Source organism: Streptomyces sp. NBC_00086 (assembly GCF_026343255.1).
Taxonomy (GTDB): Bacteria; Actinomycetota; Actinomycetes; order Streptomycetales; family Streptomycetaceae; genus Streptomyces.
Genome location: NZ_JAPELZ010000001.1, coordinates 6,102,745 through 6,117,325, shown reverse-complemented (window position 1 = coordinate 6,117,325; position 14,581 = coordinate 6,102,745). Strand labels below are relative to the sequence as shown.

Here is a 14,581-nt window from a genome sequence, read left to right as displayed (position 1 = left end):
GCACGCCATGAACAACAATTCAACGGGCCGCAATCCAGTCGGCGGGCACGTGCCCGTCGCGGGCGGGCTCGCCTCGGTCGGGCTGTCGTACGCCCGCGAGATGGGTGCCGAGGCCGTCCAGGTCTTCGTCGCCAATCCGCGCGGCTGGGCCACCCCGGTCGGCAATCCGGCGCAGGACGAGCTGTTCCGCGAGGCCTGCGCGACGGAAGGGATCCCGGCGTACGTCCACGCGCCGTACCTGATCAACTTCGGCTCGCACACCGAGGCCACCGTCGAGAAGTCCGTGGAATCGCTGCGGCACTCGCTGCGCCGGGCCCGGGCGATCGGCGCGCTCGGGGTGGTCGTGCACACCGGCTCGGCGACCGGCGGGCGGCCTCGCGAGGCGGCGTACGCGCAGATCAGGGAGCACATGCTGCCGCTGCTGGACGAGCTGACCCATGACGACGACCCCTTCCTGCTGCTGGAGTCCACGGCCGGGCAGGGTTCCTCGCTGTGCTCGACCGCCGAGGAGTTCGGCCCGTACTTCGACGCCCTGGACCGCCATCCGATGCTCGGGATCTGCCTCGACACCTGCCACATCTTCGCGGCCGGGCACGATCTGGCGGAGCCGGGCGGGACGAAGCAGACCCTGGACCTGCTGGTGGACACGGTGGGCGAGGGCCGGCTGAAGCTGGTGCACGCCAACGACTCCAAGGAGGGCGTCGGCGCCCACAAGGACCGGCACGAGAACATCGGGCAGGGCCACATCGGCCGGGACGCCTTCGCGGAACTGTTCACGCATCCGGCGATGGAGGGCGTGCCCCTGATCACCGAGACGCCGGGTGGCAAGGAAGGGCACGCGACGGACGTGGCGCTGCTGAAGGAGCTGCGCGAGCTCGGCTGACCCGTTGAGGAATACCCCAGGGGGGTATACGGTTCTGTCATATCGACCGACAGAGCCGCTATCCGGCGTTCCTCGCCAGGGGGTTGTCATGGAACACGCGCACGAGCAGCACGCGGGGCACGAACACCACGAGCACGGTCACAACCACGGCCACAGCGCCGGCGGCGGAAAGGTCACCTGGGCCGCCGCGGCGCGGGCCACGCTCCACTGCCTCACCGGGTGCGCCATCGGCGAGGTGCTCGGCATGGTCATCGGCACCGCGCTCGGCTGGGGGAACGCCCCGACGATGATCCTGGCGATCACCCTCGCGTTCTTCTTCGGCTACGCGCTCACCCTGCGCGGGATCCGCTCCGCCGGCCTGGACTTCCGTACGGCCGTCCGGGTGGCGTTGGCGGCGGACACCCTTTCGATCGCCGTCATGGAAGTGATCGACAACGGGGTGATCCTGCTCTGGCCCGGAGCCATGGACGCGATGCTGTCGGACGCGCTGTTCTGGACGGCGCTCGCCATCGCCTTCGCGGTGGCCTTCGTCGTCACGACGCCGGTCAACAAGTGGATGATCGGCCGCGGCAAGGGTCACGCCGTGGTCCACCGGTACCACCACTGACCCACCGAACCGATGAGCTACAGCGCTACGGCGCTACAGCTCGGGGCCGTCCCCCGGCTCCTCCTGGTACGAGTAGCGCTGCTCCCGCCAGGGGTCGCCGATGTTGTGGTAGCCGCGCTCCTCCCAGAAGCCGCGGCGGTCGGCGGTCATGTACTCGATGCCGCGGACCCACTTGGGGCCCTTCCACGCGTAGAGGTGCGGCACGACCAGCCGGAGCGGGAAACCGTGCTCCGCGGTGAGCAGTTCACCGCCCTGATGGGTGGCGAAGACGGTCCGCTCGGAGGCGAAGTCCGCGAGGCGCATGTTGGAGCTGAAGCCGTACTCGGCCCACACCATCACGTGCGTGACCTGCGGGGACGGCGGAGCGAGGGCGAGGACCGTGCGGGCGAGCACGCCGCCCCATTCGGCACCGGTCATGCTGAACTTCGTCACGCAGTGCAGGTCCGCCTCGACGGAGTCGAACGGCAGGGCCGCGAACTCCTCGTGGTTCCAGCAGCGCTTCTCACCGTCGGCCGTAGCGCCGAAGACGCGGAACTCCCAGCGCTCGGGCTTGAACTTGGGTACCGGTCCGTAGTGGGTGACCGGCCAGCCTCGCTGCAACCGCTGCCCCGGGGGAAGCTCCAGTTGCTCTGATCCCGGAGATTCCCGGCTTTCCGGCTGACCCATGTCTCCATGGTGACAGACTTGGCGGGGTGGTCATGACCAGCTTCGCCCGGATTCGGGCAAGTCACGGCAACTCCCACTAAGGAGGCACTTACTGGACGGCCTCCGGCGGCGGTGCAAGGATGCGCGCACCTGCCCCGTCACATTGCTGTGACATTGCTTTGGAAGGAGCCTCTGCGATGCAGGGCGACCCCGAGGTCCTTGAATTCCTTAACGAGCAGCTGACCGGCGAGCTCACGGCGATCAACCAGTACTGGCTCCACTACCGGATCCAGGACAACAAGGGTTGGACCAAGCTCGCCAAGTACACCCGCGAAGAGTCCATCGATGAGATGAAGCACGCGGACAAGATCACCGAGCGCATCCTCATGCTCGACGGTCTGCCGAACTACCAGCGCCTCTTCCACGTCCGCGTGGGCCAGACGCTGACGGAGATGTTCCAGGCCGACCGGCAGGTCGAGGTCGAGGCGATCGACCGCCTCAAGCGCGGTATCGAGGTCATGCGCGGCAAGGGCGACGTCACCTCGGCGCGGCTCTTCGAGGAGATCCTGGAGGACGAGGAGCACCACATCGACTACCTCGACACCCAGCTGGAGCTCATCGAGTCCATCGGCGAGGCGCTCTACATCGCGCAGCTCATCGAGCAGCCGAGCTAGTCCCAGTCCCTGCGGGGCGTCCTACGCTGCTTCGGCGAGCTCCGCGCCCGCGGGTACCAGCGGGTCCGCGGCGAGCACGGCGGCGGCGTCGCCCTTCTCCAGCAGTTCACGGCGCGGGCAGGCCCCGCGGCCGAGGAGGCCCTGGATGGTCCGCACGCACGACCCGCAGTCGGTGCCGGCCTTGGTGGCCGAGGCGATCTGGCGGGGGGTGCAGGCCCCGGCGGCCGCGTGGTCCTTGACCTGCTTGTCGGTGATCCCGAAACAAGAGCAGACGTACACGCGGTTCACCTCCCTGGCAGGAATGGTTCGGCGGGCCATCCCCTATTCGGTGAGGCTTACCTAACCATACCCAAACTTAGGGTTCCCTAAAAGAGCCGGGAACGACGATGGGGCGCGGATCACATTGGATCCGCGCCCCATCGTCACGAGGTGGTTACTGGTCGCGGTACATCTCGGCGACCAGGAACGCCAGGTCCAGGGACTGGCTGCGGTTCAGGCGCGGGTCGCAGGCCGTCTCGTAGCGCTGGTGCAGGTCGTCGACGAAGATCTCGTCGCCGCCGCCCACGCACTCGGTGACGTCGTCACCGGTGAGCTCGACGTGGATGCCGCCCGGGTGCGTACCGAGGCCCTTGTGGACCTCGAAGAAGCCCTTGACCTCGTCGAGCACGTCGTCGAAGCGGCGCGTCTTGTGGCCGGAGGCCGCCTCGAAGGTGTTGCCGTGCATCGGGTCGGTGACCCAGGCGACGGTCGCACCGGAAGCGGTGACCTTCTCGACGAGCTCGGGGAGCTTGTCGCGGACCTTGTCGGCGCCCATGCGGACGACGAAGGTCAGCCGGCCCGGCTCGCGGTCGGGGTCGAGGCGGTCGATGTAGGTGAGCGCCTCGTCCACCGTGGTGGTGGGGCCGAGCTTGATGCCGATCGGGTTGGCGATCTGCGAGCAGAACTCGATGTGCGCGTGGTCGAGCTGGCGGGTGCGCTCACCGATCCAGACCATGTGGCCCGAGGTGTCGTACAGCCGGCCGGTGCGGGAGTCCGTACGGGTGAGGGCTCCCTCGTAGTCGAGGAGCAGCGCCTCGTGGGAGGCGTAGAACTCGACGGCCTTGAACTCGGCCGGGTCGGTGCCGCAGGCCTTCATGAAGTTCAGCGCGTTGTCGATCTCCCGCGCGAGCTGCTCGTAGCGCTGCCCGGACGGGGAGTTCTTCACGAAGTCCTGGTTCCAGGCGTGCACCTGGCGCAGGTCGGCGTAACCGCCGGTGGTGAAGGCGCGCACCAGGTTCAGCGTGGAGGCCGACGCGTGGTACATGCGCTTGAGGCGCTCGGGGTCCGGGACACGGGACTCCTCGGTGAAGGCGAAGCCGTTCACGGAGTCGCCGCGGTACGTCGGCAGGGTGATGCCGTCGCGGGTCTCGGTGTCCTTGGAGCGGGGCTTGGAGTACTGGCCCGCGATGCGGCCGACCTTGACGACCGGCACGGAGGCCGCGTACGTCAGGACGGCACTCATCTGGAGCAGCGTCTTCAGCTTGGCGCGGATGTGGTCGGCGGAGACGGCATCGAAGGCCTCGGCGCAGTCGCCACCCTGCAGCAGGAACGCCTCGCCCTTGGCGACGGCTCCCAGGCGGGCGCGCAGCTGGTCGCATTCGCCCGCGAAAACGAGGGGGGGATACGACTCGAGGTCCGCGACGACAGCGCGCAGGGCCTCGGCATCGGGGTACGAAGGCTGCTGCGCCGCGGGAAGGTCTCGCCAGGTCGCCTTGGAGGCGGGGGCTTGGGTTTCTGCGTTCACGGTCACCCCACACACATTACGTCGTCACACCGCGCGTCCCGATCGTCGACCACTACGTGAGACGGATGTCTCTCCCTGTGTTACTGACCCGTTTACCAGCCCTCGCCGGACCGGTGGGCTAGGGTTCAGGGCATGTACGCGCACTCGAACCAGAACTGGTGGTGGCCCGCTCCCGGCGGCCCACTTCTCGCGCGTACCTGAACACGAGCGAACCGAAGGCCGCCCCGAGGGGCGGCCTTCCGTGTTTCATCGGGAACACCGGGCCGTCCCACCCTCCGAAACCGGATAGGACGCCCACTCCATGCACGCGCACTCGCACTCGCACACGCTCCTGAGCCGCCTGCTCGACGACACCTGCCCGCCCTTCGCGCTGCTGCGCCGCCGCACGCCCGGCCGCGACCACGACATCGTCGAGGTGCTGATCGGCCCGGTCCACGAGGCCGCGCTCCTGGCGGACCTGCCCGTCGGCGAGCGGCCCGCCCTCGCCCTCGTCCCCTTCCGGCAGATGCGGGAGCGCGGGTTCGACGTGCGCGACGACGGCACGCCGCTGAGCGTGCTGGTCGCCGAGGAGACGTACGAGATCCCGCTCGCCGAGGCGCTGGCCGCGCTGCCGGCCCACGAGGTGCGCGTCGAGGACGGCGGCTTCGACGTCCCCGACGAGGAGTACGCGGACACCGTCCGGCGGGTCATCCAGGACGAGATCGGCCGGGGCGAGGGCGCGAACTTCGTCATCCGGCGCACCTACCAGGGCCGGATCGAGGGCTTCGGCCGCTCCGACGCCCTGGCCCTGTTCCGGCGGCTGCTGGAGGGCGAGCGGGGCGCGTACTGGACGTACGTGGTCCACACCGGGGACCGCACCCTCGTCGGGGCCAGCCCCGAGGTGCACGTGCGGATGTCCGGGGGCACGGTCGTGATGAACCCGATCAGCGGTACGTACCGCCATCCGGCCGGGGGGCCGACCGCCGACTCCCTCCTCGCCTTCCTCGGCGACCGCAAGGAGACCGAGGAGCTGTCCATGGTGGTGGACGAGGAGCTCAAGATGATGTGCACGGTCGGGGACATGGGCGGGGTCGTCGTCGGTCCCCGGCTCAAGGAGATGGCGCACCTGGCGCACACCGAGTACGAGCTGCGCGGCCGCTCCTCGCTGGACGTCCGCGAGGTCCTGAAGGAGACGATGTTCGCGGCGACGGTGACCGGATCGCCGGTGCAGAACGCCTGCCGGGTCATCGAGCGGTACGAGACGGGCGGCCGCGTCTACTACGCGGGCGCGCTGGCCCTGCTGGGCCTCGACGCCTCGGGCGCCCAGACCCTCGATTCACCCATCCTCATCCGCACGGCGGACATCGCGCCGGACGGCGCACTGCGGGTGCCCGTCGGGGCCACCCTCGTACGGCACTCCGACCCGGCGGGCGAGGTGGCGGAGACGCACGCGAAGGCGGCCGGGGTGCTGGCGGCGCTGGGCGTGCGCCCGGCGGCGGTCCGGCCCTCCTTCGGCGGGCCGCGGCTGGCCGACGACCCCCGGGTGCAGGCGGCCCTGGCGGCGCGCCGCGAGGACCTGGCGCCGTTCTGGCTGCGGATGCAGGAGCGGCCGGCGCAGGTGACGGGCCACGCGCTGGTGGTGGACGGGGAGGACACCTTCACCTCGATGCTCGGACACGTGCTGCGGGTGGCCGGGCTGGAGGTGACGGTACGCCGCTACGACGACCCGGGGCTGCGGGCGGCCGCCCTGGCCTGGGACGGGCCGATCGTGCTCGGCCCCGGCCCGGGCGACCCGGCGGACTTCGGCGATCCGAAGATCCGGACGATGCGCGAGCTGACGGCGGAGCTCATGGCCTCGCACCGCGGCGGGCTGCTCGGGGTCTGCCTCAGCCACCAGCTGCTCGCCGCCGAGCTGGGGCTCCCGCTGGTCCGCAAGGCGGAGCCGGCGCAGGGGGCGCAGACGCGGATCCCGCTGTTCGGGGCCGAGGAGGTCGTCGGCTTCTACAACACCTACGCGGCGCACTGCTCCGCGGAGCGGGAGCGGTCCCTGGCCCTGCGCGGCATCGAGGTCTCCCGGGACCCCGCCACCGGCGAGGTCCACGCGCTGCGCTCCGCGGCGGGAGGCTTCGCGGGCGTGCAGTTCCACCCGGAGTCGGTCCTGACCCTCCGCGGGGCGGACCTGGTCCGCGATCTGATCGCCGGGGTCCGCACCCCGGCCGAGGCCTAGCCGGCCGCCTTCCGCTCCGCCCCGGCGGAGCGGAAGGAGCGGACCGTGCTCCAGATGAGGACGGGGCCCAGCAGGAGCAGCGCGTAGAACGCCGCCTCCCCCTCGCCCAGCGCGAAGGCGACGGTGGGCGGGATCGACAGCACGTGGTCGGCGAAGGTCAGCCACGGGTCGGTCCGGGCGCCGGGTTCGGCCCGCAGGGCGCGCGGCAGTGCCCGGACGGCGGAGAGGAACAGGAAGGCCGCGAGGGCCAGCAGGATCCAGAAGAAGACGGGAGGTATGGACACGCGGCCGAATCTAGCGGTACGAGGGGCGCGTCAAGATGGCGAGAGGGTGTTCTCCGAGCGGCGGCCCGCCAAGTAGTCCGCGACGTTGGCGACGGTGGTGTCGATGATCTGGCCCACCGCGTCGTGGGTGTAGTACGCCTGGTGGGAGGTGACGACCACGTTCGGGAAGGTGATCAGCCGGGCCAGGGTGTCGTCCTCGACGACCACCAGGGACTTGTCCAGGAAGAAGAGCCCGGCCTCCGCCTCGTACACGTCGAGGCCCACCCCCGCGAACCGCCCGGACCGCAGCTCCGTGACCAGCGCGTCCGTGTTCACCAGGCCGCCGCGGCTGGAGTTCACCAGGATCGCGTCGTCCTTCATCATCTTCAGCGCCTCGGCCCCGATGATGTGGTGCGTGGACTCCAGCAGCGGAACGTGCAGGCTGATCAGGTCCGAGGAGGCGAACAGCTCGTCCTTGTCCACGTACTTCATGCCCAGCTCCACGCACGCCGGGTTCTGCGCCACGTCCCAGCCCAGCAGGTTCATGCCGAACCCGTGCGCGATCCGGGTGAAGGCCTCGCCGATCTTGCCGGTGCCCAGCACGCCGACCGTGCGGCCGCGCATGTCGCGGCCCATCAGGCCGTTCAGCCGGAAGTCGAAGTCCCGCGTCCGGTTCGAGGCGCGGACGATCCGCCGGTTGACCGCCATGGCCAGGGTCCAGGCGAATTCGGCCACCGAGTACGGGGAGTAGTACGACACCCGGCTGACCGTCAGGCCGAGCTGCCGCGCGACGTCCAGGTCGATGTTGTTGAAGCCGGTGGAGCGCTGGGCGATCATCTTCGTCCCGCCCGCCGCCAGGGTCCGCAGCACCCGGCCGCTCAGGTCGGCGTTGACGCTCGACGACACGATCTCGTACCCGGCCGCGATGGGGGCGGTGTCCTCGCTCAGGAAGACGTCCAGGCAGCGCACCTCGTGCTGTCCCGCGAAGGCCTTCTCCAAGAGCGGCTTCTCGTCCGCCGTCACCCCGAATGCCAGGATTTCCACGTTCGCTCCCGTACTGCGCGAAGAATCGGACCATGGGTCGTTTGTCACCTTACGACCCATGGTCCCGACCCGCCCTGCGGCCCAGCCGGGAAGCCGGCCGCTCAGCCGAAGAACACCCCGGCCTCCTTGTACAGCGCCGGGTCCACCGTCTTCAGCTTCGCCGTCGCCTCGGCGATCGGCACCCGCACGATGTCCGTCCCCTTCAGCGCGACCATCTTCCCGAAGTCCCCGTCGCGCACCGCGTCGATCGCGTGCAGCCCGAAGCGGGTGGCCAGCCACCGGTCGAACGCGCTCGGGGTGCCGCCCCGCTGGATGTGCCCGAGCACGGTCGTACGGGCCTCCTTGCCGGTCCGCGCCTCGATCTCCTTGGCCAGCCATTCGCCCACGCCCGACAGTCGCACGTGTCCGAAGGAGTCCTTCGTCGCGTCCTTCAGCACCATGTCGCCGTCCTTGGGCATCGCGCCCTCGGCCACGCACACGATCGGCGCGTAGCTCGCCTTGAACCGGGAGTTCACCCAGGCGCAGACCTGGTCCACGTCGAAGCGCTGCTCCGGGATGAGGATGACGTTGGCGCCGCCCGCGAGCCCCGAGTGCAGGGCGATCCAGCCGGCGTGCCGGCCCATCACCTCGACGACCAGTACCCGCATGTGCGATTCGGCGGTGGTGTGCAGCCGGTCGATCGCCTCGGTGGCGATGCCGACGGCGGTGTCGAAGCCGAAGGTGTAGTCGGTGGCCGACAGGTCGTTGTCGATGGTCTTCGGGACCCCGACGCACGGGATGCCGTACTCCTCGTAGAGCTTCGCGGCCACGCCCAAGGTGTCCTCGCCGCCGATCGCGACGAGGGCGTCGACCTCGTACTTGGCGAGGTTCTCCTTGATCTGGCGGACGCCGTCGTCCTGCTTGAACGGGTTGGTGCGCGAGGAGCCGAGGATGGTCCCGCCGCGCGGCAGGATCCCGCGGACGGCGGGGATGTCGAGCGGGACGGTGCGGCCTTCGACCGCGCCGCGCCAGCCGTCCTTGAACCCGATGAACTCGTAGGCGTACTCCTGCACGCCCTTGCGCACGACACTGCGGATCACCGCGTTGAGCCCGGGGCAGTCGCCGCCGCCCGTCAGCACTCCGACCTTCATGGCCTTCATGGAATTTTCCCTTCGCCACAGGGCCCGCTGAGGCCGCGGGGCCCGCATGACGGTCACGCTAGTGGTGACTCAGGTCACAGCAAGATGCCGGGAAGGGTCAATTCCGGGGGAATTGCGGGGCGTTGCGTACGCCCGTTCACTCGTACGAGCGGCTGCCTCGCCCCCCGCCCGCCTTACGCGTCGTCGAGGCCGCGCTCTATCGCGTACCGGACGAGCTCCACCCGGTTGTGCAACTGGAGCTTGCCCAGGGTGTTCTGCACGTGGTTCTGCACGGTTCGGTGGGAGATGACCAGGCGTTCCGCGATCTGCTTGTACGAGAGCCCCTTGGCCACCAGCCGCAGCACCTCGGTCTCCCGGTCGGTGAGCTGCGGGGCCTTCGGCTCGTCGGAGGCGGCCGGCGCCGGGTCGGTGGCGAGGCGGCGGTACTCGCCGAGGACCAGGCCGGCCAGGCCCGGGGTGAAGACGGGGTCGCCGGCCGCCGTGCGGCGCACGGCGTCGATGAGCTCCTGGGCGCCCGCGGACTTCAGCAGGTAGCCGGTCGCGCCGGACTTCACCGCTTCCAGGACGTCGGCGTGCTCGCCGCTCGCGGAGAGCACGAGGACCCGCAGGGCCGGGTTGGCGCCGACCAGCTCCTTGCAGACCTGGACCCCGGGCATGCCGGGCAGGTTGAGGTCGAGGACCAGGACGTGCGGGGCCGCCGCGCGGGCCCGGCGTACGGCCTCGGGGCCGTCGCCGGCGGTGGCCACCAGGTCGAAGCCGGCGGCGGACAGGTCGCGGGCCACCGCGTCCCGCCACATCGGATGGTCGTCCACGACCATGACCTTGATGCCGGCCAGGCCGCTCTGGCCGGCCAGAGCGTTCTGCCCGCTCGACTCGCTCGACTCGTTCACTGGGTGCTCCCCCTCGGTACTTTCAGTTCCACTTCGGTGCCCTGCCCGGGGACGGACACCAGCTCGGCGCTGCCGCCGAGGTCACGGAGCCGGCCCCGGATGGATAGGGCCACTCCCATCCGGCCCTCGCCCTCGGCCTGGTCCAGTCGGCCCGCCGGGATGCCCGGGCCGTCGTCCCGGACGGTCACGATCACCTCGTCGCCCCAGTCCTCGACCAGGATCCAGGCGCTGGCCCCCTCGCCCGCGTGCTTGCGCACGTTGTCGAGGGCGGCCCCGACCGCCGCGGCCAGCTCCCGTGCCGCGGGCACGGGCAACGGCACCGGGGTGCCCGGTTCGGCGAAGCTCACCCGCGAGCCGGCATGCGGGGCGAGGAGGGTCCGCAGATCCAGCTCGCCCTCGTCGGCGCCGGGTTCCTCCACCTCGAAGGCGGCCACGATCGCGCCGAGCGCCTCGTCGCGGGAGATCCGGGAGGGGCGGGCCAGTCCGCTGGAGACCAGGGTGCGCAGCGCGACCTCCTGCTCCCCCGCCATCCGGCCCAGCTCGGCCGCCTCACCGCCCAGTTCGGTGCCGCGCCGCTGGACCATCGCGAGGACCTGGAGGACCCCGTCGTGGATGTCGCGGGCGAGGCGTTCGCGTTCGCGGGTGGCGGCCTCGATCTCCAGGGCGCGGGCCAGGGTGGCTTCACTGGCCCGGGCCACCTCGACGACGTAGCCGATGGCGATGGAGGCCACCCAGACCAGGAGCACGTTGTGCAGGGTGTCCCGGGTGGGCTCGCCGCGCTGCACGAGGTTGGCGGCGGCGACGAAGCTGGAGGCGAAACAGGCCCAGCGCCAGCCGCCCTTGATGGCGAAGGCGAGGACGGAGCCCGCGGTCCATATCGAGGGGAGGGTGGGGCCGCCGTCCACGATCCGCGCGTGGGTGTCCGCGAGCGGGGTGAGCAGGATCCCGATGCAGGCGACGGTGAGGTCGGCGCCCAGGAACCGCTTGGTGCAGCTGGCGGCGTTCGCCACCTTGGGGAGGGTGACCAGGGTCCAGCCCGCGAGGAAGGCGAGGTAGGAGGCCGCGATCCAGGGGCGGTCGAACTGCTTGTAGGCCGAGGCGAACAGCAGCGCCGCGTAGACCATGGTGAGCAGCCGGTAGGCCGTCAGGGCACGCCACAGCGGCTGCTCGACCGACATGCGTACGACGCGCTCGCGCTTCGCCATCTCCCCCACCCCGTACGGGCGGTCCCGCCCGTGTGCTGCTACTTGTCGCCGTCCGCGGCGGCCGGGTCGGCCTTGTCCGCGCTCTCCGCCTTCTCCGCGCTCTCCGCCTTGTCCGCCTTCTCGCTCCTGGCGGCCGCCTTCTCCGCATCGGCGATCTGACGCTTGGCTGCCGTCGCGTAGATGTCGACGTACTCCTGGCCGGAGAGCTTCATGATCTCGTACATGACCTCGTCGGTCACCGAGCGGAGGATGAAGCGGTCCCCGTCCATGCCGTGGTAGCGGCTGAAGTCCAGCGGCTTGCCGATCCGGATGCCCGGGCGCATCAGCTTGGGCACCACCTTGCCGGGCGGCTGGATCTTCTCCGTGTCGATCATCGCGACGGGGATCACGGGCGCGCCGGTGGCCAGCGCCACCCGGGCCAGACCACCGGGCTTGCCGCGGTAGAGCCGGCCGTCGGGTGAACGCGTCCCCTCGGGGTAAATACCGAACAGCTCTCCGCGCTCGATGACGTCGATGCCGCTCTTGATGGCGGCCTCGCCGGCCCCGCGCGCACCCGAACGGTCCACCGGGAGCTGGCCGACGCCCTTGAAGAAGGCGGCCGTCAGCTTGCCCTTGACGCCCGGGGAGGTGAAGTACTCCGCCTTCGCGATGAAGGTCACCTTGCGGTCCAGCACGGCCGGGAGGAAGAAGGAGTCCGAGAAGGACAGGTGGTTGCTCGCGAGGATCGCCGGCCCCTCTGCGGGAATGTTCTCGAGGCCCTCCACCCACGGCCTGAAGGCGAGCTTCAGGGAACCGCCGATCGAGAACTTCATTGCGCCGTAGATCAACTCGAAAGCCTTCCTGTGTCTGTCGAACAGACCTTATCCCCTGGTCGTCCCCGGAGCCGTCCGACGACCCTGGTCGGTGCCACCCCCGTCGCGTACGGTGAAGTCACACAGCGCTACGCACCCCACGCCCCCCTCTAAGGAGACCCTGGTGCCCGTCCTCCCTGGAGCCGAGCCGTTCCGCCACGAGGGCGGAAAGGTCGGCGTCCTCCTCTGCCACGGCTTCACCGGTTCCCCCCAGTCGATGCGGCCCTGGGCCGACCATCTGGCCGCGCAGGGACTGACGGTGTCGCTGCCCCTGCTGCCCGGGCACGGCACGCGCTGGCAGGACATGCAGCTCACCGGCTGGCAGGACTGGTACGCCGAGGTGGACCGCGCGCTGCGGGAGCTGCTCGACAGCTGCGACCGGGTGTTCGTCTTCGGGCTGTCGATGGGCGGCGCGCTGACGCTGCGGCTGGCGGCGAAGCACGGAGACGCCATCAGCGGCATCGTCCTCGTCAACCCGGTCAACAAGATCCACGACCCGCTGGCCGTGGCACTGCCGGTGGTCAAGCACTTCGTCCGGTCGACTCCGGGCATCGCGAGCGACATCGCCAAGCCGGGCGCGGAAGAGGTCGGCTACGACCGGGTCCCGACCCGGGCCGCGCACTCGCTGCGGAAGTTCCTGCTGATGCTGGACACCGAACTGCCGCAGGTGACGCAGCCGCTGCTACTGCTGCACAGCCCGCAGGACCACGTGGTGCGGCCGGCGGACTCGACGCGGATCCTGGCGCGGGTGTCCTCCACGGACGTCACCGAGACGCTGCTGGAACAGAGTTACCACGTCGCGACGTTGGACCATGACGCGGAGCGGATCTTCGCGGACAGCCACGCGTTCGTCGGGCGGCTGTCGGAGAGCTTGGGCAGGGAGGGGGCGGCCAGCGGTGGCTGAGCACGAGGAGTCCTCCGGGGGTGTTCCCCCGCTGGACGAGGAAGCGGCGTGGGCGGCGATCGTGGCCGGCTACGGCCAGGAGCCCGCGGACCCGCCGGGCGCGAGACCGTTCCGGCCGATCGAGAATCTCCTCCTGCCGGAGGAGGACGTGAAACCGGCCGCTCCGGCCGCTCCGGCTCCCGCGGCCGACCCGGCCGGTCCGGCCTCCAATCCGGCCTCCCCGGAACCGCCGTCGGCGGCGGCTCTGGGCAGCTCGGTGGTGTTCGCCCCGGGCGTGGGCGGCGCGGGGCCGCGGGACCACTCCCTGGCCGAACCCGACGACTCCCCCGAGGCCGCGAAGGACGAGGGGCACTTCGTACCCCCGGAGCCGGAGCTGCCGGAGGCGGACGCGACGTCGAAGTTCGCCTGGCTCGCCGTGGTGGGCGGACCGGTCCTGCTGCTCCTGGCGGTGCTGCTCCAGTGGGAGATGACCTGGTGGCTGACGACGCTGGGCGTCGGCGGGTTCCTGGGCGGCTTCGCCACACTGGTCGCGCGGATGTCCACGGGCGAGGACGAGGACGACGACCCCGGCCGGGGCGCGGTGGTCTGATCTTTTACGCGCCGCTCGCACCACTCGGCCCTGGCGGGCCTCCCGGGCTTCGCGCCGCTGCGCCGGGGAGGCCGCCGAGCGGCGCGAGCGGCGCGTCAAGAGGAGAGTCGGAGGGTGGCCAGGACCGGGAGGTGGTCCGTGGCGCGGGCGAGGTCCGCGGGGGTGACTCCCGGCAGCCCCGCGGGGACACCGCACGCCAGGACCTCCACCCCCGCACTGGCGAAGACCGCGTCGATCCGCCGCGGCGGCGAAGACCGCACCCAGGTGTGCTCCCCACCCCACGGCGCCGCCACCCGGCAGTCCTGAAGGGCCCCCGCCAGCCGGCAGAAGGCGGGCCCCGAGGGGCCCTCGTTGATGTCCCCCGCGGCGATCGCGTACGGCACGTCCATCCCGGCGAGCCGGTCCAGGAGCAGCTCCGCCTGGGCGAGACGTTCCGGCCCGTCCAGCGACAGGTGCGCGCTGAGCACCCCGACCCGCACCCCGCCCAGCCGTACGACCGCCGTGGCGAAACCCCGCCGGTGGCGGCCCGGTGTCAGCGGCAGCAGTACGTCCTCGGTCCGCTCCACGAAGGCCCGCAGGGAACACAGCAGCAGCGGTCCCGCGGCCGTCGCGCCGCCCGACAGGACCACCAGGTCGCATTTCGCGGCCAGCCGCGCCGCGTGCTTGCGCCACCGGAAGAACCTCGGCGCCTCCTGGACGCACACCAGGTCGGGCGCGCACGCGCGGATCACCCGCGCCAGCGCGTCCTCGTCGTCGCGCAGCGAGCGGACGTTGTAGGAGAGCACCCGGATCACGGCGGAACCATCGGCTTCGGTACGGGAGTTCGGCAGCTCGGTGAGTTCCATACCGGCAACATAACGAGACTGCCCGCCGCACCCCAGGGGGCGCGGCGGGCAGT

General features: G+C 70.8%; 16 protein-coding genes. 6 read left to right on the top strand and 10 right to left on the bottom strand.

Annotated features, from left to right (window positions below; translation table 11 throughout):
* Positions 1–7 precede the first annotated feature (7 nt).
* Both OG276_RS27735 and OG276_RS27730 read left to right on the top strand, forming a co-directional pair.
* The gene (locus tag OG276_RS27735) at positions 8–883 is read left to right on the top strand and encodes a deoxyribonuclease IV (RefSeq protein WP_266909410.1); all 876 of its coding nucleotides are present in this window, start codon (positions 8–10) and stop codon (positions 881–883) included.
* Between the two features lie 88 nt (positions 884–971).
* Complete coding sequence (locus tag OG276_RS27730; protein WP_266909409.1) at positions 972–1,490, top strand: DUF4396 domain-containing protein; 519 nt, start codon at positions 972–974, stop codon at positions 1,488–1,490.
* A gap of 33 nt (positions 1,491–1,523) precedes the next feature.
* On the opposite strand, the gene OG276_RS27725 is transcribed toward OG276_RS27730, so the two are convergent.
* Positions 1,524–2,156 (bottom strand): sulfite oxidase-like oxidoreductase, encoded by a 633-nt coding sequence (locus OG276_RS27725; RefSeq protein WP_266909408.1) that lies wholly within the window; start codon positions 2,154–2,156, stop codon positions 1,524–1,526.
* Between the two features lie 176 nt (positions 2,157–2,332).
* Between OG276_RS27725 and bfr the strand changes: the two genes are divergently transcribed.
* Positions 2,333–2,809, top strand: a complete 477-nt coding sequence (gene bfr / locus OG276_RS27720; RefSeq protein WP_112446344.1) for a bacterioferritin — start codon at positions 2,333–2,335, stop codon at positions 2,807–2,809.
* A 21-nt stretch (positions 2,810–2,830) separates the two neighbouring features.
* Here bfr and OG276_RS27715 read toward each other — a convergent pair whose 3' ends face one another.
* Together OG276_RS27715 and OG276_RS27710 are read right to left on the bottom strand one after the other, a co-directional pair.
* Positions 2,831–3,097 carry a bacterioferritin-associated ferredoxin gene (locus OG276_RS27715; protein ID WP_266877117.1) on the bottom strand — a complete coding sequence of 89 codons (267 nt, stop codon included), beginning with the start codon at positions 3,095–3,097 and terminating at the stop codon, positions 2,831–2,833.
* Positions 3,098–3,242: 145 nt separating this feature from the next.
* Positions 3,243–4,598 (bottom strand): class II 3-deoxy-7-phosphoheptulonate synthase, encoded by a 1,356-nt coding sequence (locus OG276_RS27710; RefSeq protein ID WP_266909407.1) that lies wholly within the window; start codon positions 4,596–4,598, stop codon positions 3,243–3,245.
* Between the two features lie 295 nt (positions 4,599–4,893).
* Here OG276_RS27710 and OG276_RS27705 point away from each other — a divergent pair, with 295 nt between their 5' ends.
* Entirely contained in the window at positions 4,894–6,798 is a 1,905-nt protein-coding gene (locus tag OG276_RS27705; RefSeq protein WP_266909406.1) for an anthranilate synthase family protein, read from the top strand.
* On the opposite strand, the gene OG276_RS27700 is transcribed toward OG276_RS27705, so the two are convergent.
* From OG276_RS27700 to OG276_RS27675, 6 genes are all read right to left on the bottom strand, one after another.
* Positions 6,795–7,082, bottom strand: a complete 288-nt coding sequence (locus OG276_RS27700) for a hypothetical protein (protein ID WP_266909405.1) — start codon at positions 7,080–7,082, stop codon at positions 6,795–6,797. The two genes, OG276_RS27705 and OG276_RS27700, sit on opposite strands and share 4 nt — an antisense overlap.
* A gap of 30 nt (positions 7,083–7,112) precedes the next feature.
* Positions 7,113–8,105 carry a 2-hydroxyacid dehydrogenase gene (locus OG276_RS27695; RefSeq protein ID WP_266909404.1) on the bottom strand — a complete coding sequence of 331 codons (993 nt, stop codon included), beginning with the start codon at positions 8,103–8,105 and terminating at the stop codon, positions 7,113–7,115.
* Between the two features lie 101 nt (positions 8,106–8,206).
* A complete protein-coding gene (locus OG276_RS27690) occupies positions 8,207–9,235 on the bottom strand; it encodes a 6-phosphofructokinase (protein WP_266913162.1) in 1,029 nt (342 codons plus the stop codon).
* A 182-nt stretch (positions 9,236–9,417) separates the two neighbouring features.
* A complete protein-coding gene (locus OG276_RS27685) occupies positions 9,418–10,062 on the bottom strand; it encodes a response regulator transcription factor (protein WP_266913160.1) in 645 nt (214 codons plus the stop codon).
* Between the two features lie 68 nt (positions 10,063–10,130).
* Positions 10,131–11,339 carry a MacS family sensor histidine kinase gene (locus tag OG276_RS27680; RefSeq protein WP_266909403.1) on the bottom strand — a complete coding sequence of 403 codons (1,209 nt, stop codon included), beginning with the start codon at positions 11,337–11,339 and terminating at the stop codon, positions 10,131–10,133.
* Positions 11,340–11,377: 38 nt separating this feature from the next.
* A complete protein-coding gene (locus OG276_RS27675; RefSeq protein ID WP_266913158.1) occupies positions 11,378–12,151 on the bottom strand; it encodes a 1-acyl-sn-glycerol-3-phosphate acyltransferase in 774 nt (257 codons plus the stop codon).
* Between the two features lie 163 nt (positions 12,152–12,314).
* Here OG276_RS27675 and OG276_RS27670 point away from each other — a divergent pair, with 163 nt between their 5' ends.
* Together OG276_RS27670 and OG276_RS27665 are read left to right on the top strand one after the other, a co-directional pair.
* Positions 12,315–13,094, top strand: coding sequence for a carboxylesterase (locus OG276_RS27670; RefSeq protein WP_266909402.1), 780 nt, complete (start codon positions 12,315–12,317; stop codon positions 13,092–13,094).
* Positions 13,087–13,683 carry a hypothetical protein gene (locus OG276_RS27665; RefSeq protein ID WP_266909401.1) on the top strand — a complete coding sequence of 199 codons (597 nt, stop codon included), beginning with the start codon at positions 13,087–13,089 and terminating at the stop codon, positions 13,681–13,683. The genes OG276_RS27670 and OG276_RS27665 overlap by 8 nt, the downstream gene beginning before the upstream one ends.
* A 95-nt stretch (positions 13,684–13,778) precedes the next feature.
* Here OG276_RS27665 and OG276_RS27660 read toward each other — a convergent pair whose 3' ends face one another.
* Positions 13,779–14,528 carry an endonuclease/exonuclease/phosphatase family protein gene (locus OG276_RS27660; protein ID WP_266909400.1) on the bottom strand — a complete coding sequence of 250 codons (750 nt, stop codon included), beginning with the start codon at positions 14,526–14,528 and terminating at the stop codon, positions 13,779–13,781.
* Positions 14,529–14,581: the final 53 nt, after the last annotated feature.

Excerpts from the sequence above, each read along its gene's own strand:
- OG276_RS27735 (WP_266909410.1), top strand. The coding sequence starts at position 8 with ATGAACAACAATTCAACGGGCCGCAATCCAGTCGGCGGGCACGTGCCC.
- OG276_RS27730 (WP_266909409.1), top strand. The coding sequence starts at position 972 with ATGGAACACGCGCACGAGCAGCACGCGGGGCACGAACACCACGAGCAC.
- OG276_RS27725 (WP_266909408.1), bottom strand. The coding sequence starts at position 2,156 with ATGGGTCAGCCGGAAAGCCGGGAATCTCCGGGATCAGAGCAACTGGAG.
- bfr (WP_112446344.1), top strand. The coding sequence starts at position 2,333 with ATGCAGGGCGACCCCGAGGTCCTTGAATTCCTTAACGAGCAGCTGACC.
- OG276_RS27705 (WP_266909406.1), top strand. The coding sequence starts at position 4,894 with ATGCACGCGCACTCGCACTCGCACACGCTCCTGAGCCGCCTGCTCGAC.
- OG276_RS27690 (WP_266913162.1), bottom strand. The coding sequence starts at position 9,235 with ATGAAGGTCGGAGTGCTGACGGGCGGCGGCGACTGCCCCGGGCTCAAC.
- OG276_RS27685 (WP_266913160.1), bottom strand. The coding sequence starts at position 10,062 with ATGGTCGTGGACGACCATCCGATGTGGCGGGACGCGGTGGCCCGCGAC.
- OG276_RS27680 (WP_266909403.1), bottom strand. The coding sequence starts at position 11,339 with ATGGCGAAGCGCGAGCGCGTCGTACGCATGTCGGTCGAGCAGCCGCTG.
- OG276_RS27675 (WP_266913158.1), bottom strand. The coding sequence starts at position 12,151 with ATGAAGTTCTCGATCGGCGGTTCCCTGAAGCTCGCCTTCAGGCCGTGG.
- OG276_RS27660 (WP_266909400.1), bottom strand. The coding sequence starts at position 14,528 with ATGGAACTCACCGAGCTGCCGAACTCCCGTACCGAAGCCGATGGTTCC.